This is a genomic window from Acinetobacter sp. WCHAc060025 (assembly GCF_004209355.1).
In the GTDB taxonomy this organism is placed as follows: domain Bacteria; phylum Pseudomonadota; class Gammaproteobacteria; order Pseudomonadales; family Moraxellaceae; genus Acinetobacter; species Acinetobacter wuhouensis.
In genome coordinates this window covers 129,130-151,318 of sequence record NZ_SGSX01000003.1, presented here as the reverse complement: position 1 = coordinate 151,318, position 22,189 = coordinate 129,130, and the positions used below count along the sequence as shown (strand labels likewise).

Here is a 22,189-nt window from a genome sequence, read left to right as displayed (position 1 = left end):
GTGAAACCCCTAATGCTGTTGGACTTTGTATCAGTGTAGAGCAGGAGATCTAAATGGAGAACATTGTCGCAATTTTTGCTTGGTTAAATGATGTTCTACTTAAAATGACCTGGCTCTCGGATGGGGTGCGCTGGTTCGTTGAAAATGTATTTGGTTTATCCGTTGCAACCCGGTTGGGTGGTAGTGTCCATTTCTTTATTTATGATGTATTCAAGATCTTTATTCTGCTTTCAGTGTTGATCTATACATTATCTTATATTCAAAGCTATTTCCCTCCAGAACGTACTCGGCTGATTTTAGGTCGGATGACAGGAATCAAAGCCAATATCATGGGGGCATTACTCGGTACTATTACGCCATTTTGTTCATGTTCTTCGATTCCGTTGTTTATTGGTTTTACCCGTGCAGGACTTCCGGTAGGCGTCACTTTTTCCTTTCTGATTTCATCACCACTTGTTGACTTGGCTTCAATTATTTTATTGGCGAGTATCTTTAACTGGAAAATTGCATTGGTCTATGTGTTACTTGGATTAGTGCTGGCAGTCATCGGCGGGTCATTAATCAGCTACTTGAAAATGGAAAAGTATGTGGCTGAATTTGTGACTCATCATCAAACAATCTCAGGTGACGATGAAGATTTCAGCATGACTGCAAAAGAGCGGCGTACATTTGCTTGGGAACAGGTGACAGACATTTTTAGTAAGGTCTGGCTTTATGTCTTGATAGGTGTCGGGATTGGTGCGGCAATTCATAACTGGATTCCTGAGCAGTGGATTACCGCCTTACTTGGTCAGGAACACTGGTATTCCGTACTGATTGCCACGATTGTCGGAATGCCAATGTATGCGGATATCTTTGGCACCTTGCCGATTGCAGAAGCACTTGTGACTAAAGGCGTTGGCTTGGGGACGGTTTTAGCGTTTATGATGGCGGTCACCGCACTTTCTCTGCCATCGCTAATCTTGTTAAAACAAGTGGTGAAAACCCGTTTATTGAGCCTGTTTGTAGGGATTGTTTTTGTGGGAATCTTGATTGTTGGTTATAGCCTGAATACTTTGGGTTATTGGTTTTTATAAAAAGTGTGGAGAATAAAGATGCAAATTAAAGTTTTAGGAACAGGTTGTCGTAAATGCAAAGCCTTATTGGCTGCAACTGAAGAAGCTGTAAAAAGTACGGGTGTTCAGGCAGAAATTGAATATGTAACTGATATGATGCAAATTGCTGAAACAGGGTTGTTAAGTACGCCAGGTCTGATCATAGATAATCAAATCGTTTCAAGTGGCAAAGTTTTGGAACCACAAGCCATTGTGGAGTTGATTGAAAAAAATAAATAAGTGTATGTGGAAAACTGTAAAAAAGACCTGTGGCATAAGCCACGGGTCTTTTTTATTTGTGTCTTGAGATGTTAAGAAGTTTTAAATTTTTCCCTTTCTGGCAAGCATATACGGATATGGGTATACTTTTATAATGAGTACTCTTTACTGAATATATGGATATGTGTATATTTGCATAATAGAATGGGAGCAGTTATGGACCACGTTCAGTTTTTTAAATGTTTATCTGATGAAACACGTCTCAGTATTGTCATGCTTATCGCAGAAAACGAAGAGCAATGTGTTTGTGATTTGACAGATAAACTCCAGTTAAGCCAACCAAAAATTTCACGGCATTTAGCCCTGTTAAGATCAAGTGGTTTGCTGAATGACCGTCGGCAAAAGCAGTGGGTGTATTACAGTCTTAACCCACAACTACCTGAATGGTGCTTTGAAATTCTGAATACACTTAAACGTAGCAATATTCCCGTGTTATTTGATCCCTCAGCTCTATCGATTCAGAGCCATTGCGAGTAAGTTTTTATGAAATTTTTGTTTCTGTGCACGGGTAACAGTTGTCGCAGTATTCTTTCTGAAGTTCTGTTTAATAGTCGAGCGCCTGAAGGTTGGGTAGCTTATAGCGCTGGAAGTAAACCTTCTGGCCAAGTTCATCCGTTAACTATTCAGACTTTACAGAACCTGGGTTTGTCTACCGAAGGTTTGTCGAGTAAAACGATTGATGCCTGTGAACAGTATCAGCCCGATGTCGTCATCACCGTGTGTGATGCGGCAGCACAAGAAGCTTGTCCGTTGTATTTAGGAGGAGCAATCAAAGCACATTGGGGTCTATCTGATCCATCACATTTAGATTTGCCTGAACAAGAAAAATTACAGGCATTTTTAAGTACTGTAGAACATATCAACAAACGCTTAGATGCACTTTTTGCATTAGATACCCAACACATGAGCCGTCCTCAGCTTATTGCTGAAATCAATCAAATTTCCCATCTTTAAGCGAGCAGATCATGTCTAAACCAGGATTATCCTTTTTGGATCGTAACCTGACGCTATGGATTTTTGTGGCTATGGCATTGGGAGTTGCGATTGGGGTGGTATTTCCACAAGCATCCGTCGCATTGGATGCAATGAGTGTAAATTCAGTCAACTTGCCAATTGCGATTGGTTTGATTTTGATGATGTATCCACCATTAGCCAAAGTAGATTATGCAGCTTTGCCCAAAGTATTTCAGGATAAAAAAACATTAGCGCTCTCTCTGATTCAGAACTGGCTGATTGCGCCAGTGCTGATGTTTGTATTGGCGATAGTCTTCTTGAGTGATTACCCAGAATACATGACAGGTCTGATTCTGATTGGCTTGGCGCGTTGTATTGCCATGGTACTGATCTGGAATGGACTGGCATGCGGGGACAATCAATACGGTGCTGCATTGGTCGCATTTAACAGCATTTTTCAGATTCTGTTCTTTAGCAGTTATGCCTGGTTCTTCCTGACCTATCTGCCGCCATTTTTTGGGTTAGAAGGGAATGTCATCAATGTTGATTTCTGGACCATTGCCAATGCTGTCCTTATCTACTTGGGGATTCCATTCCTGATGGGCTTCCTGACGCGTCTATCTTTAGTGAAAGCCAAAGGTCTGGACTGGTATCAGAATCAGTTTCTACCCAAAATTGGTCCACTCAGCTTATTGGCCTTGTTATTCACCATTGTAGCCATGTTTAGCTTGAAAGGCGGTGATGTAGTGAGTTTGCCAATGGATGTGTTGCGGATTGCAATTCCATTGACGCTTTACTTTGTCGTGATGTTCTTTGTCAGCTTTTTCATGAGTAAGTGGATGGGGAATGACTATCCCAAAACCACCGCAATTTCATTTACCGCAGCAGGTAACAATTTTGAGTTAGCGTTGGCCGTTGCGATTGCTACCTTTGGTTTGGCTTCACCAATTGCCTTTACTACGATTATTGGCCCATTGGTTGAAGTGCCCGTGCTGATTGCACTGGTTAGCGTATCCTTGTGGCTGAAGAAAAAATATTATCCAAATTCTTAAGAGGCAAAGATGACACTCCCTAATCTTGAATCTGATCTTTTACCGACACCAACTTTTGCGGAAGTGCAGGCTAAAGAACTAAGTCACCCACCACGTATCTTATTGCTATATGGTTCTAACCGTGAGCGTTCATACAGCCGATTGGCGGTGATGGAAGCTGGTCGTATCTTGGAGCAGTTTGGTGCCGAAGTAAAAATCTTTCATCCTAAAGGGCTGCCTTTACCTGAAGATGCGGACACTGAACATCCAAAGGTTAAAGAGTTGCATGATTTACTCGCTTGGGCAGAAGGAATGGTGTGGTGCTCGCCTGAGCGTCATGGCTCCATGAGTTCAATCTTTAAATCGCAAATAGATTGGATTCCACTGGCAGGCGGTGCAATTCGTGCAACCCAAGGTAAGACTTTGGCTTTGATGCAGGTCAGTGGTGGTTCACAGTCTTTTAACAGCTTAAACCAGATGCGTATTTTAGGCCGTTGGATGCGGATGATCACCATTCCAAACCAATCGTCTATTCCCAAAGCTTTTTTAGAGTTTGAAGAAGATGGACGGATGAAACCTTCATCCTTCTATGATCGAATTGTCGATGTAATGGAAGAACTATATAAGTTCACCTTGCTCACTCGTGGGCAGAGTCAGTACCTCACGGACCGTTATTCAGAGCGAAAAGAGTCGGCAGAAGAATTATCTAAGCGTGTCAATCAACGTAGCTTATAAACTTTAGGTGATCAGAAATGCAAAAGAGACATTCTAAATTAGTGATCTTAGGTTCAGGGCCTGCGGGTTATAGCGCTGCTGTGTATGCAGCACGTGCAAACTTAAAACCTACATTGATAGCGGGTATACAACTTGGTGGTCAATTAACAACGACCACTGAGGTAGATAACTGGCCGGGCGACCCAGAAGGTTTAACTGGTCCTGCACTTATGGAACGAATGCAAGCCCATGCTGAACGCTTTGGTACAGAGATTGTGTATGATCACATCAATGAAGTTGATTTAAGCGTCCGTCCATTTGTACTAAAAGGCGACATGGAAGAATTTACTTGTGATGCACTGATTATTGCAACAGGTGCGACAGCACAATACTTGGGTCTTGAATCTGAAGCTAAATTCATGGGTCAAGGTGTCAGTGCATGTGCAACTTGTGATGGTTTCTTCTATAAGAACCAAAAAGTCATGGTCGTGGGTGGTGGTAACACAGCAGTTGAAGAAGCACTTTATCTTTCTAATATTGCTGAGCATGTCACCTTAGTTCACCGTAGAGACAGTTTACGTTCAGAGAAAATTCTACAGGATCATCTTTTTGCCAAAGAAAAAGATGGCAAAATTAGCATTCTTTGGAACAATCAAGTTGATGAGGTCATAGGTGATAATACTGGTGTCACATCAGTTCGCTTGAAATCAACTTTGGACCAAACTATACAAGATGTTGAAGTACAGGGCTTATTTGTTGCTATTGGTCACAAACCGAATACAGGTATGTTTGACGGTCAACTCAACCTACGTGAAGGCTACATTCAAGTACAAAGTGGTACTTCAGGCAATGCAACAGCAACTTCTGTGGCAGGAGTATTTGCTGCGGGTGACGTTGCTGACAGCATTTATCGCCAAGCAATCACTTCGGCAGGCTCAGGCTGTATGGCAGCTTTGGATGCAGAAAAGTATCTTGATCAATTGAGCAATTGAAAGGCTCATTTAAACGCTTGAAAATTTTATAAAATACGCCCAGTCTGTTGAGTAGACTGGGCGTTATTTTGATTATGACTATAAATAATAGGAGAGAAGCTTTGACTCAATTACAAACTGAAGTCGATGTAATCATTATTGGTGGTGGTCAGGCAGCCCTTGCCACAGCTTATTTCCTCAAACGTAAGAAAATTCCATTTATTATTTTAGATGACCAATCTCAGGCAGGTGGTGCATGGTCACATGCTTGGGAATCTCTTCGTCTTTTTTCTCCAAATACTTGGAGTTCATTGTCAGGTTGGATGATGCCCACAACTGAGCAGACTTACCCAACGCGAAATGAAGTGATTGGCTACTTGTCAGCATACGAGCAACGATATCAATTTCCAATTATTCGACCAATTCATGTCGACCATATAGAACAAAAAGATGGCTATTTAGATGTGTATGCTGGCGATCAATATTGGCGAGCTAAAGCGGTGGTCAGTGCTACTGGGACATGGAGTCAGCCTTATATTCCCCATTATGAAGGATATGAACGATTTGAAGGATTACAAACGCATTCAGCACATTATGTAAATCCAGAGCCTTTTATCAACAAGAAAGTGATTGTAGTTGGTGGTGGTAACTCAGGGGCACAAATTCTTGCCGAAGTCTCAAAAGTTGCAGATACCACTTGGGTCACAGTAACACCACCTCAATTTTTATCGGATGATGTTGATGGGCGTGTTTTATTTCTTCGGGCAACTGAACGTTTAAAAGCCCAACAGGAAGGTCGTGTGATTGATCAACCCGTTGGTGGTCTGGGTGATATTGTCATGATAGACAGTGTCAAAGAGGCCCGCGAACGTGGCGTACTACATAGTAGAGAGCCTTTTACCTCATTTGAGGAGCATTCCGTTGTTTGGGCTGATGGTACAAGACAAGCAGTAGATGCTGTGATTTGGTGTACAGGGTTCAAAGCTTCATTGACTCACTTAAGAAGTCTTGATGTGGTAGAGCCTGATCAGACAGTTACTGTGAATGATGGGCGCTCAGTAAAAATAAATAACCTTTGGTTGGTTGGCTATGGGGAATGGACAGGCATGGCATCCGCAACACTCATTGGGGTTTCTAGAACAGCAAGAGCAACTGTAGATCAAATAGCTGCTTATTTGGCTAGGATCAATTACTAAAGTTAAGGACTGAAGGAACTATTGGTCAAGTGATAGATCATTTAAAGACTACAAAACGGCCATTACCACCAGATCGAATAATTAGAAGGGAGGAGGAGCTTCTTTCATTTATAGATACACCTAAAGAGGAATGGTCTTCAACACTACAACGTTATAATAAATTAAGAGAAATCGAATATAAGGAAGTTATCGAGGTTACAAGGTTTATTGAAAAACAGACTCCTTTTGCAACGCAGCATAGTGTAAAGGGGGCTGAGTTTGAGAATGTATTAGTGGTCTTAGGTGGTGGCTGGAATCACTATAAGTGGCCACAGCTTTTAGAGTTACTTGAGACTAAAAAATTGACTAAAGCAAATACGAAAGGTTTTTTATAGAGCACGTAATCTTTTTTATGTTTCCATTTCTTGCCCAATGACGAGGCTAGCTGTGTTAGCTACTCAAACACTATCTGATACAGCTCTTGTAACTGTGAATAATCTATTGGGGAGTGAAAATATTGAAGATTTATGTTTTGATACATAAAAATAAAGTTTACTCCAAATTTACACCTTAACTTAATTTTTTTATTTTAAGTTGCTGTAAATTAATGGATTATTTTGTCTTGTTGTCCAATCCATCATTGGGGCAACACTGATGCGAGGCTTAGATTTAATTTCAGTGGTATCTAGAGTCGTCATAAAATTAAACCTTTAATCAAAGCCTTAAAACAGTTTTAAACGAAGAGAGGGAGAAAAAATAGGAGAAACTTCTCATGTAATCTATGCAAATATCAGCATAGATTTGAACAGAATTACATTATATAAATGCAGTATTCAATGAGGTTTGCAATAGTAGCATAAAACTGAAAATCATTACATTTTGATCATTTATTGATATTTAAAATATAGGACAATATCTTAAATGTTGAGTATTTAAGATATTGTGAAATAATAAATTAAAACAATGGATTAGTAACTTACCACCGCTGTAACTGTATCCGAATATGAGCCACTTGGAACATTAGTGTCTTGTTTAGCGACTTTCCCCCAAACTGGGATGTTTTGATTTGCTCCGATGCCTGTGTTGGTATAACTCTGGTTTGAATCAAAGCCCCAAACAATGCTTTGATTGGCATCTTGATAAAGAGTGTAAGGAATCACAGCACCAGATGTTGCTTGATTCAACATTTTACGATCACTTTTCAGTGCGATTGTATAAGGTGTTCCTTGCGTACAAGTAATATTTAAATTTCCTTGCGCTGAAAGAGTATCAGCAGAGCGATTGACTGTACCAAAATCGAGATTGGAAGCCCCTTGAGAAGAGATATTACAAGATTCTTTGATATGAACTTGTACTCTAAATTGTACTGAATTTTGGTTCCCCGCATAGATATATGCTGAAGCCCCGATCCCCGCGAGAGTAAGAAATAAAAAAATAGGTAGTTTCATAAGATTTTATGCTTAAATTTCCAAAGTCATACGATGGGTTGAGCAAAGTAAGGCTTATTTATGTTTAGCCATGCCCTAAATATAAGATATTTAAAGCGAAGGCTTGATTCAATTTTATGGTAGATTCCTAGGATTATCAATCAACACGAAATCATAAAAATTAGTTGATCTGAAACATGATTATTCCACCTAATAGGTCAGGGTGACAGTAACAGTATCAAGATAATCACCCGCTGGAATAGTTTTACTTTGAATAGGAATTTTGCCGTAGATTTTAATCTGTTGAGTACCATTATTCCCAACATCTTGAGCAATACTTTTGGCATCCCAAATTTGACTTAAACTGGCATCTCTATACAGTGCATAAGCAATATAATCATTGCCTTTGCGCATTCTTTTACTTGTCCCATCATAGTTTAAACCATTGTCTAAACTGACTTTCCACGTCGTATTGATAGGACAAGATAAAGAAATTGTGGTTGAACTGGTTTTTTCTTGCAATAAATTGTCTGTTTGCCCAAAGTTTAAATCTGGAACAGATTGCAAATAACAACTATTTTCATAGTTTGCTGTGACCAATAAGTTATTGGTCGCTGTTTTATTTTGAGCAATAACATCTTGTGCAGATAGAACTTTATCTTCACTAGAATTAGATAACAGCGTGAGTGGCATATTAAAGCTAGTATAACGCGTTGCTAGAACATTTTGCCCTGGATAAATAGAGCCATATAGCATAATGAACGTGTCTTTCTGATTTTCAGATGGACTCAAAGTCTGATTCACACAACGTAGAGAAGATGGGTTCGCCGTGGTGTCGATACGTTGCGTAAGTGTAGGATCATAAAACAAGTCATAGCTGAGATAAGAACTTGCGTTACCTGAACCAGTATTTGAGGAAATACGTCTACGGTTATTAGCTAAAGAAGGGTTTCCTTCTGGAATATACAAGCACATGGTCAGATTCACAGTTTTTGTATGACCATAGTGATTACATGTCACTTTGACTGAGGTGTTACTTCTACCACCTGCAGTTGAAACTGTACCGAAATTAAGATCAGGTTGTGAAATCCAGCAAGAGGCTTTGTTATTTTCTGCAAGTGATTCCGTACTTAAAAACGATGCAGAAATCACCACGCATAGGTATAGGCAGAGGGATACCAAGCTATAAGGTAGAAACTTAGAAGAAATACATGTCTTTATTTTTACAAACATTTCAAACTTCCTAAATCAATAAATCCTGAGGTTTGTGTCAAGGCAGGTAATCTAACTTGGCAAATTTTTTGCTGATGTTCGATATAAAGGGTTGCAGATTTAGGATTTTCTAAATAGACCATACCATCTCTTGCAACAATCGTTGTTTCAATATCATCGTCAGTCGGTAAGCGATCTTGATTCCAAACACGACTTCCTAGGCTGAGAACTTTTTGCTCTTGATCCACAGCATTGAACTGTATTGACTGCATTTTATACACAGGAAATTCAACAAATACACCGCTTTGACTATAAGGTACGGTATCTATTCGTGTTGTTTCAATTTTATAATCGATCGGAAGTGCAAGTGTATCAATAGATAAATTATTATGTTGATATGCATTCAGGTCATTAATGAGCAATACTCCTTTTTTATTGGTTTTGCCCATTTGTCTATTTTCAAGTTGTACGGGAATATTGGGTACGCCTTGTGTAGAAACAATCGCAAAAGAACCAAAAGATTGACGTTTAGCAAATAAATTATTTTCCATAAATAATAAGCTACCACGTCCTGAGAGCATTGAACTCGTATAGTTCTGCTGATTCATTTGATCGTGTTGCAAACCAAATTCCCATTCACCAAAACGGTTATTTCTTTGCACTGTACCCTGAACAGTATAATCATTTGAATCTTTAATATTGGTATAAGCTTGCCAACCCCAATCCGCTTGATTTTGCGAGGCGGTACGACGTGCACTGGCAGAATATTGTTGACCATTCTCATTGTTCTGAGCATTGATAGTTGCTTGAGTTTGGCGATCAAAAGGAATATTGAGAGACAAGTAAAACGTGTTATTTTTATTGTTTAAGTCACGGGTCATACTCATGCTTAAGTATTTTTTAGAGGGGAAAATATAAGACCAGTTCAACATCAAAAACTTATTTTCAAATTGATTATAGTCTTGTTGTGCATAACTGGCACCAAATTGTCCATATTCAGTGTTTAACCCTAAAAAGGCGCGATTGGACTCACGGGTATGGTTATAGCCTAGCGTGCTGGCAATATCATTATAATTTTCAGAAACTTGTTGATGGTCTAATGAAATATTGAAAAGATTATTACTCCACTGATAGCCTAAACTGTACAAATAACCGTTTTCTTGATTGAGATGACTATAGCTATAAGCGCCATTTAACAAGCCCCATGTTTGAGGTAAGCGATGAACAAAGCCGATGCCAGTCAATTGTAAATCTTGGGAAAACTCAGCATGGCTTTCAAGTGTTGTGTCTTGAGTGAGACCATAGCGATATGAACCATTAAACAGTGGTTGATCATCATAGCTCCATGATTTCACTGCATAATCTAGTTTACTCATCCCCAGATTAATTTCCCAATCTGAAAATCCTTTTTGCAGCAGGTTACTTGTTCCAAACAGTGAAAAATTAACGACACGTTGTAAACCATTGAGATCAGTAATGACCAATTGCGCTGTTCCTGCACCTGAAATGGTGGGAATGGTTTGAATATCAAAATTTCCAGGCAGAACCTGTGTGGTACTTTGCTGTATGCCATTGATTAATAAATCAACAGATGAGGGAAGCAACACTGAGCCTTTGAAGGACTCTAAAGGTGAGGTGCTTTGATAGGGTTGTAAGCTATAATTTTTTGCAATTTTTAAGCCTGAAATACGGGTCGAACGACTCCAGTTCAATGCTTTTGACTGACTGTCACCGATGATGAGCGAGATGGCTTTATTCTGAAAATCTTTTTGCCAATAGGTATCTAAGATTCTACTATTAAATGCAGAGCCAGCATGCTCATGATCTGTATAAACATGGTTGGCAGAAATACTAAATACACCACCACTTTCACCGCCGAAAAAACGTAATTCATTCCATAAGCTTTGAGTGAGTTGATCTTGATTGTACTGGCTGTGAACATCGTAATTCATTAGGATGCCAGGACGTATCTGCTGCTTATTGACGATAGCGGGTTCAACCGATTGTAGGCGTGTTACTTGCGCACTTTTTGTCAATAATTGCGCTGTTGCTGTTAAATGAATGCTTTGTGAAGCAGCATCATATTGATAACTTAAACCTTTGATTTGCGTTAATGCAATAAAATCAGATTCATTATTTTGATCAGGTAGATCAACATTAAGCGCCAAGTCTTTTAAAGTCGCTTTACTGATCAAAAGTTCATTATTACGTTGCGTAAAATGCCCCAAGATCGTTTTAGGTGATTGGTTTAAAATAGTATCTAGATATAACTCTTGTTCAAAATCAGCTGTATTGGTAGCGGTTTGAAGTATATCTAAATTTGCAAAAACAACAGGGCAGTAGCTGATTGCAAGACAATAGCCAAGTGTTTTAAACAGGGAGTTATAGACAGCGCTTGTCTTTTTCATACAAATAACTATTTGATGATTAAGATTTGAGTTTGCGCATCCGTATTGATTCTTGCTTCAAATTTTCCGTTTGGAAGCATATTTTTTTGGGCAGGAATATCCCAAGTCATGGTTTTATGTGCTAAAGCATATCCAAGTAAACCATTGACCAACGGTGTTTTTTCACCATTTGGATTGATATAACTAAGTTGACTGAGACGGATATGACTATTGGCATTATTTTCCGCAGTCAGTTTGTGGTTGTTATAACTAAATTGGATTTGAGTTAAAGGTGTGATGTTATTTTTTGCACTAATATCTTGCTTAGATTCAAAGAAGACTGGAACTGAGTATTGTAAAAGCAACTGTAGACCGGCTTGATCTTCAGTTTTTTTCGCACTCGGTAACTCGTCAATAATCAAACGATAGCTCTGTTCTTGGCGAGGATCAAGTTGGGACGTTTTGATCACACGAATCAGTTGTCGTCCACCTGCTGGAATTTCAGTGACTGCGGGACTTGCAACAACTTGGCGTGTTGGATTTAACACATCTTTATTGTCATCTTGTGTCCATTCGAGCACACGAGTTTGCGCTCGAATAGCTTGTTCACTGGTATTGGTCAACCAAATTTCTTTTGCTGTTTCAGTCTGTTGAAACTTCAAAGAAATAGGAGATACTTGTAGGCTCGCAGCAGAAACAGCAACTGAATAGAGCACCAATATATGGCTCAAAATCACAGTAAAAAATTTATTTAACATAAATTGATACCCTATTCATGATTAAACAATCAGTAATTAGTAAGTGACAGTTGCTGTAACTCTGTCTTGATAATTACCGGCTTTTACATTAGTGCTACTAGTTAATTTAGCATATACATCTAATTGTTGAGCTGTACCATCACCTACTTTAGAGTTTAAGTTTTGGCTATCCCAAGCTTGATCATAAGCTGAGTTTTGGAACAGGTTATAAGCAATCGTACTGTTTGCATCAGCGGTATTTGTCATTTTACCTGTGCCAGCTAAAGCAACTTTATATGGTGTGCCTACTGTACATAATACGCTTAGATTACCTTGAGCAGTTTTAGCTTCATTCGTTGAACGGTCAATATCTGCAAAGTTTACGTCATTAGTGCTTTTAATTTCACATGATTCTTTGACTTTAATCATGACATTAAATTGACCAGTAGCAGGTGAAGCAGCATAAGACGAGAGAGAAGTGAAAGCAGAAGCCATCATGAAAGTAGATAAAATAACATTACGCATAATAATACCCCTGCGTGAATAGATACTATAGATTAGGTTGGCGATTATAGACTTTTTTTTAATCATGTAAATAAATGGTTCTTATATTTATAAAGAGATTTGTAATTTTAAAATAATATACAGAGGTATTTTAAAGTGATGAATTGTTTAAGTGCTTAATTTGATGAAAATAACTTTTTATTTATCATGATTTGATATTTTAATTGAAAATTATTATGGTGAATTAAGTTTTTTTTGATTAAGACTCAGTGAAAATTTTTGTCCATAATGGCAAAAAAGTGTCATTTTATTACGGTTATTACCTAATTAAGCTATAGTTGTTCAACACTTATGAGGGATTAATGATAAGTATTAATATTTGTATTTCATGTTGAAAAAATGCTGGGGGTAGCTTGAACTATAGTCTTATTGTTTAACTTAAATAAATAGAGTAAATATTCTAAAAAATGATATTTTTGTGATTATTTTATGTAACAGGATTATTTTACTTAAGTTTTAATTTATATGTTTTTATATTTAGGTTTTTAGGTTGTTAATATGTTTTTTTATAATTATTGCGCTTATTAAGTTGATTATAATGGTGTGAAAATTAATTTTATGAAATAAGCTTAATAAATATAATGATTTGCTTTGACCATTTTGCTTTGTATAAGTTTAAAGAAAAACAATATCCATCAAAATGATTCGGTGTTTTCCAACGTGTTACGTTTTATCTCAACGTTGATTCAGAAATGGAAACTGGCTACAGGGACTGAATAGTGTGTTAAAGGTGTGATAAAGAGCATATTTAAATTGCTTGAGAAATACGCATTTATTCAATAAGATAAATTTTTAAAAACAATATGTTGGGGGATGGCGTGCTTGTTTTAGAAGAAGTATATAAAAGTAAAAAGATCGAAAATTCAGAACAGTTTAATTTACGGATTCATCGTGGTTTGAGTTGGTTAAAAAAAGCGATTCAACTGGATGATGATCTGGATTTACAATTCATAAGTTTATGGGTCGGATTTAATGCTGTTTATGCACAAGATATGGCTTTTACTCAAGATCGGCAATCATTTAGACAATTTTTACATAAAGTCTGCCAGTTGGATCAAGGGCAGAAAATATATAATCTCATTTGGGAGAAATTTAGTTCATCGATCCGATTGTTAATCGAAAACCCGTATGTTTTTCAATCATTTTGGGATTTTCAAAACCAAAAAATCAGTCAGAAAGCTTGGAAAGAAGATTTTGATATAGAAAAAAGACGCGTGCATCAAGCCTTACAGAGTAAAGACACTGTGGACTTACTTTTTGTTATCTTTAATCGGTTGTACACGCTAAGAAACCAACTGATGCATGGCGGAGCAACCTATAAAAGCTCACTCAATCGAAAGCAATTACAAGATGCTTGTCATATTTTAGTGGCATTGTTGCCTGCTTTTATTCACATTCTTTTAGAACACTCGAAAGACTTAGATTTAGGGAAACCATTTTATCCTGTGGTACAAGCCTCTTGAGTGTTGATAAAAATGCTTTAATTTAAGTGATGCCTTGTAGTTGGTTAAATAGTTTGAATGTGATTGCTAGATTTGACATAGAGATGGTCTAGCAGTGCAAAGAGGGCAGCACCACATACTAATAGCAATCCAACAACGGAGGTCATACTCCAACCACCGTGGTGCCATGCATAAACACCTAAAGCTGAACCACATGCGCCCCCTGTAAAGTATGCTGTCATGTAAATTGAATTAATCCGTGATTTGGCATCTGGGCGTAAACGGAAAATGATGTTCTGATTACTGCTATGAATGGTGGCAAGTCCTAAATTAATCAGTCCATAACCCAATATATAACTGATGAGATATGTCCCACCGAGGTATAGTAATCCCCAGCTGAGTAACATGATTGAAACACCAATCCAAGTCAGAATCGCTGTATACCCGCGATCTGCAATTTTACCGATTTGAGCTGTAGATAAGGCACCAAATACACCAATAAGGGTCACGACACCGACCAGAACATCAGGTAATTTAAATGGTTCTGAAGTGAGTAGAACCGCAATAGTTGAAAATAGAATACTCATTGCAGCAAATGCAAAACCACCGATTACAGCACGATAAACAAGGCGACGTTCTTCCTTGAGTAAAACCGCCATGGATTGAAAAATTTTGCCATAACTCATTTTAAAAGTAGGTACATGAGGTAAACGACTTTTGAGTAAAAATGCGAGCAGTAGCATCAATCCTGCACTGACAAAGTAAATAAGTTTCCAGTTAAATAAGTTAGAGAGTAATCCTGCAAGACTGGTTGAAAGTAGTAAACCAACCAATAGCCCACTCATTAAAAAGCCGACCACTTCCCCAGTTTTTTCAGGTTTTACTGCCATAGTTGCTAGGGGAATCAAGACTTGAGCTGCAACTGAGAACAACCCTGTAATAATCGTTCCGATCCATAACATTGGTAAATTTACCGCAAAAGCACAAAGCAATAAGCCAATCGCAGTGCAGAACATCAGCCACGGAATGAATTTGATTTTATTGACAATATCGCCCATTGGAACAATAAATAATAAACCGACTGCATAGGAAACTTGGGCAAATGTCACAGTGAGAGCCACTTGAGACTCAGGCATATTGAAGTATTGCTGAATGGAATGAATCAAGGGTTGGCAGTAATAGTTCGCTCCTGCGCATAAACCGCAGGCAATCGCCATTAGCCAAAGTAAAGCTTTGTTTTGGCTAATATCGAGTTGGGCATTCATAAAAACTTCCTAGATTGCAGTATGGTTTGAGGGAGATTAGAGACAATAAGCTGTTGCTTCAATTTCGATCTGCATGCCATGTAAAGCAAGACACGGCACAGGAATAAGCGTGCAAGCAGGAAAGGCTTGATCTTTCCATAGCTTTTGCATTTCTTGGATTAAAAATTGATGCTTTTTGGGGCTATGATCAACTACCAATATTCTTAAAACAGCAATATCGAATAATGATGCACCTACAGCATCGAGTGCATGTTGCACATTGAGAAAAGCCTGATGTACTTGCTGCGCAAAATCATTTGCCAGTTGACCGTGTTGGTTTTCACCACCTTGACCAGAAATATGCAAGATTCGTAGATAATGGCGTATTTCAGCCACATGACTATACGCAAATGCAGATGGATTATAAAGTGTATTTGGATTAACCATTTTGAATGGTTTGATACCTGAGGGCTGGTTTGGTAATGATGATTGCTTTGTATTCACACGGATACTCTTTTGACGAATTTAATATTTTGCTAGTATCAAAGCTCAGGTTAACTTGAGGTCAAGTGAAAATTGAAAAAATCTGACATTGAAAATGAAACTCTCTCAACAGGCTCCATGCCAGTACAGACAGTAGTGCAAAAGGATGTGATGGGTTTTGAGCATTCATCTGAAGAACAGCAAGTAGGACAATGGTTAACTATTGGGGAATTGGCTCAACGCAGTGCAGTCAGTGTTTCAGCAATCAGATTTTATGAAGAAAAAGATTTAATTTGGAGTACGCGTACGCAGGGGAATCAGCGACGCTACCCACGGGCGATGTTGAGGCGCGTTGCGATTGTTAAAATTGCACAGCAGGTCGGGATTAGCTTACAACAAGTTCATGATGTATTTGCTGTATTGCCAAGGCATAAAGTTGCGAGTAAGTCGGATTGGCAAGCCATGTCACAGCATTGGCAAATGCAACTTGATCAACAAATTATGAATTTACTCAAACTGCGACAACAGTTAGATCAATGTATTGGTTGTGGGTGTTTATCCCTAGATCAATGTCCACTGCGAAATCCTGATGATCAATTAGGAAAGGGATCCGCAGGTGCTCATTTTCAAGAGGTGCTGATGAACTTATTAAAAGCACCTGATTAGTAGCTAGTCTAGTAGATGACCAATTGGGAATCGATGATTTTCCCTTTTTTCCCAATCCAAAAAGGACGATTCACTGCGCCGTGACCGAACCAATTACATTGAAATAGCGGAATTTTTAACGGATCAAGATGTTCTTTGACAATTTCAGCAATGGTCTGAGGCACATTTTTTTGTGGGCATTGATAAAAGTCCCCCAAAACTAATGCTTTTAAATTTGATGTATCAATACTTTGTAAAAGTTGAACCAAAGAACGCTCAATACGGTAGTAAGGTTCACCGACATCCTCAAGTAATAATACACTTGGTTGCTGAAGTTGAACGTGACTTGCTGTGCCTTGTAAGGTACATAGCACAGTCAGATTACCACCTAAAATATGGATATCTTCTAATGCCAAATCTTGAGTTGATTCATTGAGTGCGGAAAGGGGGTAGTGGCTAGGCTTGGTCTGATCAGCATTGAGCAGACTAATGGTTTTCATTGCATCATAAGAAATTGGACTCGCATCCAAATTCTTTACAGCAATTTCTTGGAAAACAGGTGCATGTAAAGATTGTCCGCCATGCATAGCGACATAATTGAGTAAAGCTGTAGTGTCAGAATAACCAATGATCGGTTTGTTCAACATCCATTCATCCAAAAATGGCAATAACATTGCAGCACCAGTCCCTCCACGACCACACCAAATAGCATCTACATCTGGGTCAAGTGCCGCTTGCTTTAAATCGGCAAGTCGTTGCTCAACAGTTCCTGCCAAATAACGATATTGAGAAAATACATGTTCACCTAAACTCACTGTGTGACCTAAGCGTTCTAAATGTGTTTGCGCCAATTGGATATTTTCAACATCTACGCAAGCGCTTGGTGACACAATTCTAAAATGCATAATTTTCTCAAATTCTCTATGTACTTTGCTACGAACTTAACGATTTATATAGAAAGCGCAAGAGTTGTATATAAAATTAATGCGCAAGTTTCTTTTTGGCTAATGTGATCATCATGACACCCATGATATTCAATAAGCAACCAAACCATTGTATCGCATTCATATGCTCGCCGAGTAACGCGACGGCTAAAATAATGGTGAGAATTGGACCGATAGAACCAATCATGGCAGATTGCGCAGCACCTAAACGTGAAATACTTTGTGCAACCAAAATGGTTGGCAGTACGGTGACTAATAGACCTAGAGCGATGCCATACCAGATGATTTCTAAAGGAAGTTGGCTAAGTAACTGAATAGGTTGTGGTGTGGCAATCACAAAATGCGTCAATGTACCCAAACACGCAATACTGAGTGCTAAACCTGTGTAATTCCAAGAACCGAATTTTTGAATTAGCCGAGGTGTCATGAGTAGATAACAAGCAAAACTCACCGCACTTGCAAAGACCAGACTGACTCCGAGCCAAAAATTACCTTCATGTGGAACAGTACTTTGCTCTTGCAACATCACGATTACTGTACCGCCATAACTTAGTGCAATCGCAAGTATGGTTTTAAAATTCAACTTTTGCTTATAAATAAAGCTCGTGGCGATCACGGTGAGTGTTGGATAAAGAAATAAGATAATTCGTTCCAGTGAAGCACTGATATACATCAAGCCTGCAAAATCTAACCAACTCGAAAAATAATAACCAATTAGCCCAGCAGCGATGAGCAGAAGCCAATCTTTATTTGAAACATCCTTATTGTGGTGACGATTGAACCAGCAGAGCAATAGAAAGAATGGCAATGCACTAGCCATACGGAGCGCCATCAGCACCGTGCCATCGACCAAAGGCGAAAGGGCGTAGGCTTGTTTAATAAAAATAGCCTTAGTGCTAAATAAGAACGCGGCACTGAGTGCAAACAGTGATCCGAGTTGGGTACTCGATAAGGAGAGTTTCATAAAATTGACTGCATTGATCATGCCGAGATTAGGCATGTATGTTGGTATAAACAGTATAGATGCAGCTTTGGTAAAGTTAAAATGCAAAAAAGCTATGAAATCGTGCAATAAAAGTGATCATTCGATACATTAATTGGTTGAATTTTAACTTATTGGCAAATGAATAAAGATGGTTGAAAATAAAACTGTCTATAAATCAGGCAGAAACTGCCTCGTTAAGAGGATGGAAGTATCCATGAATTTACTATATGCACACTATTGGTGCATTATTAGGCAGCATAGAGAAATTTACTAGACTATTATTAATTGACAAAATGGCGAATGGAATAATTTTAAAATAATTTGTAAGCTCTTTAGACATAAGTCTGGGTAAATCTAAAAAAATGTTACAAGTACTTTTTTTTATTAATGAAATTAAAAAAAGGAATAAAAAACGACTTACATTTATGACAGGAAAAATGGTCTAAATAGCCAATTCAAGCTTAAAAAAAACTGTTATAAATTGTCAGAAATGTCAATTTTGTAATAAAACTTGATGCTAAATCTATTGTTTTATGTGGGATTTAAACAGCGATGACATTATCTATGAAATGCATCATCCTGCCATAAATGCCAATTAGAATAGTGGAAATAAGTAATAACACTCGGAACATTGGGTGAAAAAATCAACAACTTACAAGATTGGGAAATAAATTAACCGAGTGAAGGTGAAAATTGCACTGGATAAAAATACGAAAAATCGAATGTTGGGTATATCGTACAATTATATTTATGAATCATCAGTTCAAAATATGGTCATTTATTAAATAAATATTGGGTAGTATTTTATAAAAGTTCAATTAGAATCCAAAAATTCATAACAACGCATCTGGGGAAGCATCGTCGATCCACGATGTTGACTTTAAGAAAAATTAGCTTGAGGAACGCTCATGCAGATTGGAATTCCAAAGGAAACTGTCGGCGGTGAAAACCGCGTAGCTGCAACGCCAGAGACAGTTAAAAAGTTGATTAGCGCTGGTCACAGTATCGTCATCGAACGTGGCGCTGGTAAAAAAGCGGCTTATATTGACAGTGCTTACGAACAAGTAGGTGCAAAAATTACGGATGATGCCTATACGGGTAGTCAAATTATTTTGAAAGTTCGTGCTCCTGAGGGTGACGAGATTCAAAAGCTGACAGCAGGTACAACTGTTGTGGCAATGTTTGACCCATACCGCAATCCAAATCTTGACCAATTTGCATCACAACAAGTGTCTGCATTTGCGTTAGAGCTTTTGCCACGTACACTTTCTCGTGCACAAAATATGGACGTATTGTCTTCTCAAGCGAACCTTGCGGGTTATAAATCTGTACTTCTCGCTGCTGCAGAATACCAACGTATGTTCCCAATGCTAATGACGGCTGCAGGTACAGTGAAGCCAGCACGTATTGTGATCATGGGCGTGGGTGTCGCAGGTCTTCAAGCGATTGCGACTGCAAAACGTCTAGGTGCTGTTGTTGAAGCAACGGATTTACGTCCAACTGCACGTGACCAAGTAGAATCACTTGGCGGTAAGTGGTTAGATGTACCAATGTCTGATGAAGAAAAACAAAAAGCAGCTGATGCAGCGAAAAATGGTTATGGTTGGATGCCGGGTGAAGAATATATCCGTGATCAAGCGATTATCGTGGATAAAGCTGTATCAAATGCTGACATCGTGATTACGACAGCACTGTTACCAGGTCGTGACGCACCTCGCTTAATCAAAGCTGAAACTGTTGCCAAAATGAAACCAGGTTCAATCATCCTCGATATGGCGGTTGAAACAGGTGGTAACGTTGAAGGTTCTAAGAATGGTGAAAATGTTGTCACTGATAATGGTGTAACGATTCTTGGTATTCCAAATATTCCATCTACAGTATCGACTGAAGCATCGGCACTGTATGCACGTAACGTTTTCAATTTCGTAGAAACATTGTTTGATAAAGAGAAAAACTTTGTCATCAACCAAGAAGACGAAATTCAAAAAGCACTTCTAGTAACTCATGGCGGTCAAGTACTGCTCAAGCGTGGTTAAGGAGAGTCATCATGGTTGAAACTATTACTATTTTCGTCTTAGCCATCTTTGTTGGTTACTACGTGGTTTGGGGTGTAACACCTGCATTACATACGCCATTAATGGCAGTAACAAATGCATTGTCATCGATCATTATTGTCGGTGCGATGATTCAAACTGTCGGTATTCCTGGTGTTGTGGATGCCAATGTACAGTTCCAAGATATCAATGTTGTAAGTGTACTTGGTGCAGTTGCAGTATTCTTGGCAAGTATCAATATTTTTGGTGGTTTCGCAGTAACAGCGCGTATGCTTGAAATGTTTAAGCCAAAGCAAAAGAAAAAAGAGGGCTAATCCATGGAATTCATTAAAGAATATGCGGATTGGTTCTACCTAGTAGGCGCAGTCCTTTTTATCTTAACATTGCGTGGTCTTTCTGGCCCTAAAACTGCAATTCAAGGTAACCGCTACGGTATGATCGCAATGGCGATCGCTGTGATCACGACATTCTTCGTTGCAGATCATCCAGTGATTTGGATGATTGGTGGGGCAATGGTGCTTGGTGCAGTTGTTGGTATTGCACGTGCACGTACTGTTCCAATGACTCAAATGCCTGAAACTGTTGCATTGATGCACTCTTTGGTGGGTTTGGCTGCGGTTTTGATTGCGATTGCTGCGATTCTGCATAACAACCAATTAACAGCTCTATTTGCTGACAATGAATCAGCTTTGACGGCTGCTGGTGTTCAGCATGCACACATGAGCAAAGTTCACTTATTTGAATTGTTCGTGGGTTGTTTTGTTGGTGCGATCACGTTTACAGCATCTGTATTTGCTTATGGTAAATTGGCTGCAAAAAAATGGGCAAAAACAATTTCTGGTGCATGGGTTAAACCTGTACAAGCAATCATCTTCATTGCGATGTTGGCATGTGGTGTGTATTTCTTCACTACAGGCAATATGCAAGCTTTCTGGGCGATGACTGCACTTGCATTGGCTTTCGGTTGGGTGTGGATTGCACCAGTTGGTGGCGGTGATATGCCAGTTGTGGTATCGCTCCTGAACTCATTCTCAGGTTGGGCTGCAGCAGGTATTGGTTTCACACTTGAAAACAACATGTTGATCGTTGCAGGTTCGCTTGTAGGTTCATCTGGTGCGATCTTGTCTTACATCATGTGTAAAGCAATGAACCGTTCGATCATCAACGTTTTGTTTGGTGGTGCAATGGGCGGCGCGGCAGTTGCTACTGCAGACAAAGGTGAACAAGTTCAACGTAACTACCGTTCAGGTTCTGCGGATGATGCTGGCTTCTTAATGTCAAATGCGGACAGCGTTGTGATCGTACCAGGTTATGGTATGGCGCAAGGTCGTGCTCAAAACGCAGTAAAAGAATTGTGTGAAATCTTAAAAGAACAAGGTGTAACCGTTCGTTTTGCGATTCACCCAGTTGCAGGTCGTATGCCTGGTCACATGAACGTACTTCTTGCTGAAGCAGATGTTGCTTATGAAGATATCTTGGAAATGGATGAGATTAATTCTGATTTCCCTGCAACAGATGTGGTACTGGTGATTGGTGCGAATGACGTTGTTAACCCTGCTGCTAAAGATGATCCTAGCTCACCGATTTATGGTATGCCGATTCTTGAAGCACACAAAGCACGTACGATTATGGTGATCAAGCGTTCGATGGCAACGGGTTATGCAGGCTTAGATAATGACTTGTTCTACAATGAAAAAACAATGATGATTTTCGGTGATGCGAAGAAAGTTGTTGAAGATATGACTAAAGCAATTAATGGTGGCGGACACTAATCTTATTAGATTAATCCATCATCAGTCCTCTGATTAAAAGAGGGAATTAAACCACCTTCGGGTGGTTTTTTATTT

At 38.9% G+C, this 22,189-nt stretch carries 23 protein-coding genes; 14 read left to right on the top strand and 9 right to left on the bottom strand.

The annotated features are described in order from the left end of the window. The first annotated feature begins 53 nt into the window (after nucleotides 1-53). From EXE09_RS03565 to EXE09_RS18975, 9 genes are all read left to right on the top strand, one after another. Nucleotides 54-1,076 carry a permease gene (locus tag EXE09_RS03565; RefSeq protein ID WP_106986396.1) on the top strand — a complete coding sequence of 341 codons (1,023 nt, stop codon included), beginning with the start codon at nucleotides 54-56 and terminating at the stop codon, nucleotides 1,074-1,076. 18 nt (nucleotides 1,077-1,094) lie between these two features. Then, a complete protein-coding gene (locus EXE09_RS03560; protein ID WP_004988479.1) occupies nucleotides 1,095-1,334 on the top strand; it encodes a thioredoxin family protein in 240 nt (79 codons plus the stop codon). A 195-nt stretch (nucleotides 1,335-1,529) separates the two neighbouring features. Continuing rightward, on the top strand, nucleotides 1,530-1,850 hold the full coding sequence (locus EXE09_RS03555) for a metalloregulator ArsR/SmtB family transcription factor (RefSeq protein ID WP_130116368.1): 321 nt from the start codon (nucleotides 1,530-1,532) through the stop codon (nucleotides 1,848-1,850). A gap of 6 nt (nucleotides 1,851-1,856) precedes the next feature. Further along, nucleotides 1,857-2,327: an arsenate reductase ArsC gene (locus EXE09_RS03550; RefSeq protein WP_106986395.1), complete on the top strand. Its 471-nt coding sequence runs from the start codon at nucleotides 1,857-1,859 to the stop codon at nucleotides 2,325-2,327. An 11-nt stretch (nucleotides 2,328-2,338) separates the two neighbouring features. Further along, nucleotides 2,339-3,379, top strand: coding sequence for an ACR3 family arsenite efflux transporter (gene arsB, locus EXE09_RS03545; protein WP_130116367.1), 1,041 nt, complete (start codon nucleotides 2,339-2,341; stop codon nucleotides 3,377-3,379). Nucleotides 3,380-3,388: 9 nt separating this feature from the next. Continuing rightward, complete coding sequence (arsH, locus tag EXE09_RS03540) at nucleotides 3,389-4,093, top strand: arsenical resistance protein ArsH (protein ID WP_130116366.1); 705 nt, start codon at nucleotides 3,389-3,391, stop codon at nucleotides 4,091-4,093. A 17-nt stretch (nucleotides 4,094-4,110) separates the two neighbouring features. Continuing rightward, a complete protein-coding gene (trxB, locus tag EXE09_RS03535) occupies nucleotides 4,111-5,064 on the top strand; it encodes a thioredoxin-disulfide reductase (RefSeq protein WP_004681738.1) in 954 nt (317 codons plus the stop codon). Nucleotides 5,065-5,165: 101 nt separating this feature from the next. Beyond that, entirely contained in the window at nucleotides 5,166-6,239 is a 1,074-nt protein-coding gene (locus EXE09_RS03530; protein WP_004644575.1) for an ArsO family NAD(P)H-dependent flavin-containing monooxygenase, read from the top strand. A gap of 29 nt (nucleotides 6,240-6,268) precedes the next feature. After that, nucleotides 6,269-6,613: a hypothetical protein gene (locus EXE09_RS18975; protein WP_004723194.1), complete on the top strand. Its 345-nt coding sequence runs from the start codon at nucleotides 6,269-6,271 to the stop codon at nucleotides 6,611-6,613. A 573-nt stretch (nucleotides 6,614-7,186) separates the two neighbouring features. Here the strand turns inward: EXE09_RS18975 and EXE09_RS03520 are convergent. The 5 genes from EXE09_RS03520 to EXE09_RS03500 all read right to left on the bottom strand — a co-directional run bounded on the left by EXE09_RS03520 (nucleotide 7,187) and on the right by EXE09_RS03500 (nucleotide 12,506). Beyond that, complete coding sequence (locus tag EXE09_RS03520; protein ID WP_130116365.1) at nucleotides 7,187-7,666, bottom strand: spore coat U domain-containing protein; 480 nt, start codon at nucleotides 7,664-7,666, stop codon at nucleotides 7,187-7,189. A 189-nt stretch (nucleotides 7,667-7,855) separates the two neighbouring features. Next, complete coding sequence (locus EXE09_RS03515) at nucleotides 7,856-8,878, bottom strand: spore coat U domain-containing protein (protein WP_130116364.1); 1,023 nt, start codon at nucleotides 8,876-8,878, stop codon at nucleotides 7,856-7,858. Beyond that, nucleotides 8,869-11,265 (bottom strand): fimbria/pilus outer membrane usher protein, encoded by a 2,397-nt coding sequence (locus tag EXE09_RS03510; protein ID WP_130116363.1) that lies wholly within the window; start codon nucleotides 11,263-11,265, stop codon nucleotides 8,869-8,871. Before EXE09_RS03510 ends, EXE09_RS03515 begins: the two co-directional genes overlap by 10 nt. Before the next feature lie 8 nt (nucleotides 11,266-11,273). Then, nucleotides 11,274-12,002, bottom strand: coding sequence for a molecular chaperone (locus EXE09_RS03505; RefSeq protein WP_130116362.1), 729 nt, complete (start codon nucleotides 12,000-12,002; stop codon nucleotides 11,274-11,276). 36 nt (nucleotides 12,003-12,038) lie between these two features. Then, entirely contained in the window at nucleotides 12,039-12,506 is a 468-nt protein-coding gene (locus tag EXE09_RS03500; protein ID WP_130112905.1) for a spore coat U domain-containing protein, read from the bottom strand. Between the two features lie 857 nt (nucleotides 12,507-13,363). On the opposite strand from EXE09_RS03500, the gene EXE09_RS03495 reads away from it, so the two are divergent. Further along, complete coding sequence (locus tag EXE09_RS03495) at nucleotides 13,364-14,008, top strand: HEPN domain-containing protein (protein WP_130116361.1); 645 nt, start codon at nucleotides 13,364-13,366, stop codon at nucleotides 14,006-14,008. Between the two features lie 44 nt (nucleotides 14,009-14,052). On the opposite strand, the gene EXE09_RS03490 is transcribed toward EXE09_RS03495, so the two are convergent. Together EXE09_RS03490 and EXE09_RS03485 are read right to left on the bottom strand one after the other, a co-directional pair. Further along, nucleotides 14,053-15,252 carry an MFS transporter gene (locus tag EXE09_RS03490; protein WP_130116360.1) on the bottom strand — a complete coding sequence of 400 codons (1,200 nt, stop codon included), beginning with the start codon at nucleotides 15,250-15,252 and terminating at the stop codon, nucleotides 14,053-14,055. A 36-nt stretch (nucleotides 15,253-15,288) separates the two neighbouring features. Beyond that, nucleotides 15,289-15,735 carry a RidA family protein gene (locus tag EXE09_RS03485; RefSeq protein ID WP_130116359.1) on the bottom strand — a complete coding sequence of 149 codons (447 nt, stop codon included), beginning with the start codon at nucleotides 15,733-15,735 and terminating at the stop codon, nucleotides 15,289-15,291. A 150-nt stretch (nucleotides 15,736-15,885) separates the two neighbouring features. Between EXE09_RS03485 and soxR the strand changes: the two genes are divergently transcribed. Further along, complete coding sequence (gene soxR, locus EXE09_RS03480) at nucleotides 15,886-16,380, top strand: redox-sensitive transcriptional activator SoxR (protein ID WP_130116427.1); 495 nt, start codon at nucleotides 15,886-15,888, stop codon at nucleotides 16,378-16,380. 8 nt (nucleotides 16,381-16,388) lie between these two features. Here soxR and EXE09_RS03475 read toward each other — a convergent pair whose 3' ends face one another. Then, nucleotides 16,389-17,264, bottom strand: coding sequence for an LD-carboxypeptidase (locus EXE09_RS03475; protein WP_130112908.1), 876 nt, complete (start codon nucleotides 17,262-17,264; stop codon nucleotides 16,389-16,391). A 76-nt stretch (nucleotides 17,265-17,340) separates the two neighbouring features. Next, entirely contained in the window at nucleotides 17,341-18,267 is a 927-nt protein-coding gene (locus tag EXE09_RS03470) for a DMT family transporter (RefSeq protein ID WP_130116358.1), read from the bottom strand. Nucleotides 18,268-19,196: 929 nt separating this feature from the next. Here EXE09_RS03470 and EXE09_RS03465 point away from each other — a divergent pair. From EXE09_RS03465 to EXE09_RS03455, 3 genes are read left to right on the top strand one after another with little or no spacing between them, the layout of a single operon-like run. After that, a complete protein-coding gene (locus EXE09_RS03465) occupies nucleotides 19,197-20,324 on the top strand; it encodes a Re/Si-specific NAD(P)(+) transhydrogenase subunit alpha (RefSeq protein ID WP_130116357.1) in 1,128 nt (375 codons plus the stop codon). An 11-nt stretch (nucleotides 20,325-20,335) separates the two neighbouring features. Then, on the top strand, nucleotides 20,336-20,656 hold the full coding sequence (locus tag EXE09_RS03460) for a proton-translocating transhydrogenase family protein (protein ID WP_068973100.1): 321 nt from the start codon (nucleotides 20,336-20,338) through the stop codon (nucleotides 20,654-20,656). Nucleotides 20,657-20,659: 3 nt separating this feature from the next. Then, the gene (locus tag EXE09_RS03455) at nucleotides 20,660-22,114 is read left to right on the top strand and encodes an NAD(P)(+) transhydrogenase (Re/Si-specific) subunit beta (RefSeq protein WP_068973101.1); all 1,455 of its coding nucleotides are present in this window, start codon (nucleotides 20,660-20,662) and stop codon (nucleotides 22,112-22,114) included. The last annotated feature ends 75 nt before the right edge of the window (nucleotides 22,115-22,189 follow it).

Bases quoted from the DNA above. Each gene is read 5' to 3' on its own strand.
- arsB (WP_130116367.1), top strand. From the start codon at position 2,339: ATGTCTAAACCAGGATTATCCTTTTTGGATCGTAACCTGACGCTATGG.
- EXE09_RS03565 (WP_106986396.1), top strand. From the start codon at position 54: ATGGAGAACATTGTCGCAATTTTTGCTTGGTTAAATGATGTTCTACTT.
- EXE09_RS03470 (WP_130116358.1), bottom strand. From the start codon at position 18,267: ATGAAACTCTCCTTATCGAGTACCCAACTCGGATCACTGTTTGCACTC.
- EXE09_RS03455 (WP_068973101.1), top strand. From the start codon at position 20,660: ATGGAATTCATTAAAGAATATGCGGATTGGTTCTACCTAGTAGGCGCA.
- EXE09_RS03515 (WP_130116364.1), bottom strand. From the start codon at position 8,878: ATGTTTGTAAAAATAAAGACATGTATTTCTTCTAAGTTTCTACCTTAT.
- EXE09_RS03555 (WP_130116368.1), top strand. From the start codon at position 1,530: ATGGACCACGTTCAGTTTTTTAAATGTTTATCTGATGAAACACGTCTC.
- EXE09_RS03460 (WP_068973100.1), top strand. From the start codon at position 20,336: ATGGTTGAAACTATTACTATTTTCGTCTTAGCCATCTTTGTTGGTTAC.
- EXE09_RS03505 (WP_130116362.1), bottom strand. From the start codon at position 12,002: ATGTTAAATAAATTTTTTACTGTGATTTTGAGCCATATATTGGTGCTC.
- EXE09_RS03560 (WP_004988479.1), top strand. From the start codon at position 1,095: ATGCAAATTAAAGTTTTAGGAACAGGTTGTCGTAAATGCAAAGCCTTA.
- EXE09_RS03475 (WP_130112908.1), bottom strand. From the start codon at position 17,264: ATGCATTTTAGAATTGTGTCACCAAGCGCTTGCGTAGATGTTGAAAAT.
- EXE09_RS03510 (WP_130116363.1), bottom strand. From the start codon at position 11,265: ATGAAAAAGACAAGCGCTGTCTATAACTCCCTGTTTAAAACACTTGGC.
- trxB (WP_004681738.1), top strand. From the start codon at position 4,111: ATGCAAAAGAGACATTCTAAATTAGTGATCTTAGGTTCAGGGCCTGCG.
- arsH (WP_130116366.1), top strand. From the start codon at position 3,389: ATGACACTCCCTAATCTTGAATCTGATCTTTTACCGACACCAACTTTT.
- EXE09_RS03520 (WP_130116365.1), bottom strand. From the start codon at position 7,666: ATGAAACTACCTATTTTTTTATTTCTTACTCTCGCGGGGATCGGGGCT.
- EXE09_RS03500 (WP_130112905.1), bottom strand. From the start codon at position 12,506: ATGCGTAATGTTATTTTATCTACTTTCATGATGGCTTCTGCTTTCACT.
- soxR (WP_130116427.1), top strand. From the start codon at position 15,886: ATGGGTTTTGAGCATTCATCTGAAGAACAGCAAGTAGGACAATGGTTA.
- EXE09_RS03550 (WP_106986395.1), top strand. From the start codon at position 1,857: ATGAAATTTTTGTTTCTGTGCACGGGTAACAGTTGTCGCAGTATTCTT.
- EXE09_RS03465 (WP_130116357.1), top strand. From the start codon at position 19,197: ATGCAGATTGGAATTCCAAAGGAAACTGTCGGCGGTGAAAACCGCGTA.
- EXE09_RS03490 (WP_130116360.1), bottom strand. From the start codon at position 15,252: ATGAATGCCCAACTCGATATTAGCCAAAACAAAGCTTTACTTTGGCTA.